The following is a 1,737-nucleotide window of genomic DNA, read 5'->3' as shown; positions in this document are numbered from 1 at the left end:
CCGCTTCCGGTGCTAATGACGGTGGGGCAAGTCACGCCCCGTCGGCCAGGGCGCGTGGGGATGCCTACTTCCGGTGCAGGGTCTTTGAGATCTTTCCGCCCGAGACCGGCGCCTTGGGCCAATCGGCCAGCGGGGCGTGACTGGCTCTGATAGAGCGGGATCGAGGGCCGCTCGCGCAGGGGTATCCCTCTTCATGTCGTGGGCTTCGAGCTCTCAGCAAGGCCGGGACTGCGCGGGTTGCCGAGGTCAGCAGACGGCTCATCGGATGGTAGACGGCCAAGTCTTGTCATTAGCACGCCGCACGATCTCGGCAAGGGCCCTTCACGAAGCTGCATCAGCGGACGGAGGGGACGTCATGAAGGTCTACTGCGGCATCGACTGGGCCGAGAAACACCACGACATCGCCCTGGTCGACGAGGCAGGTACGGTGCTCGCCCAGCGACGCATCGCCGAGTCGCCTCAGGGCTATGAGGAATTGCTGACTCTGCTGGCCGAGGCCGGCGACAGCGCCGAGGCACCCATCCCGGTGGCCATCGAGACCCCACGCGGCCTGCTGGTCGCCCAACTCCGCGCGAGTGGCCGGCGGGTCTTCGCCATCAATCCGCTCAGCGCCTCGCGCTACCGGGACCGGCACTCGGTATCCCGTAAGAAGTCCGACCGGCAAGACGCCGTTGTCCTGGCCAACATCTTGCGCACCGACATGGCCTTGCACCGGTCGTTGCCCGCCGACAGCCATCAGGCTCAGGCCATCGCGGTGCTGGCTCGCGGCCACCAGGACGCCGTTTGGCGCATCCACCGCATCGGCAACGAGCTCCGCTCGCTGCTGCGCGAGTACTACCCAGCCTTCTTGACGCTGTTCGCCGGCCAGGAAGGCGGTATCACCTGCCGTGAAGCCCGCGCCGTGCTCAAGGTCGCCCCCACACCCGCCGCGGCGCGGCTGCTCACTGTCACCGAGCTGCGGGCCGTGCTGAAGAGCTGCGGCCGCATCTACCACCTGCAGACCTGGGCTGAGCGTCTGCACGCCGGCTTCCGAGAAGACCAGCTGCGCCAGCAGACTCCGATCGAGGAGGCGATGGGCAGGCAAGCGCTGGCGTTACTGGCTGTTCTCGATGCCGCCTGCCAAGCCGCGGCCGACCTGCACCAGGCCACCGTCACAGCCTTCCGCGACCACCCCGACCACGACATCGTCACCAGCTTCCCCGGCCTGGGCGAGCTGACGGCGGCCCGGCTGTTCGCCGAGATCGGCGATGACCGCACCCGTTTCACCGACGCCCGTGCCCTCAAGGCCTACGCTGGAGCCGCCCCGATCACCCGTGCCAGCGGACGCAGCCGGGCCGTCGTCCACCGCCGGGTCAAGAACCGCCGCCTGGCCGCCGTCGGCTACATCTGGGCTTTCGCCAGCCTGACCGCCTCCTCTGGCGCCCGCGGCCACTACGACCGGCGCAAAGAACACGGTGATCGACATTCCGCCGCACTGCGCAACCTCTACAACCGCTTCCTCGGTTGCCTGTTCCACTGCCTGGCCACCCGTCAGCCCTACAGCGAACACCTCGCCTTTCCCACTACAGACACTGGGGGCTCCACCGCCCCCAGACCCCCGCGAACCGCGGCAGCCGTCGACGCCTAATCTCGTTGATCACAGCCCGCCGTAGCGTCGACGGCCACCACGGACCGAGCACGCTTGACACCGCCGCCGATCGGATGTCTCGGGCCTGACGGCCCTGCGCTCCGGGTCGG

1 protein-coding gene is annotated in these 1,737 nt (G+C 68.5%); it reads left to right on the top strand.

What is annotated here, in order from left to right; genetic code table 11:
- Nucleotides 1-355 precede the first annotated feature (355 nt).
- On the top strand, nt 356-1,627 hold the full coding sequence (locus ACBJ32_RS59320) for an IS110 family transposase (protein ID WP_375134395.1): 1,272 nt from the start codon (nt 356-358) through the stop codon (nt 1,625-1,627).
- Nucleotides 1,628-1,737 lie beyond the last annotated feature (110 nt).

Origin of the sequence: Nonomuraea sp. GTA35 (assembly GCF_041950525.1) — a bacterium.
Classification (GTDB): domain Bacteria; phylum Actinomycetota; class Actinomycetes; order Streptosporangiales; family Streptosporangiaceae; genus Nonomuraea.
This window is presented reverse-complemented; position numbering and strand designations above follow the sequence as displayed.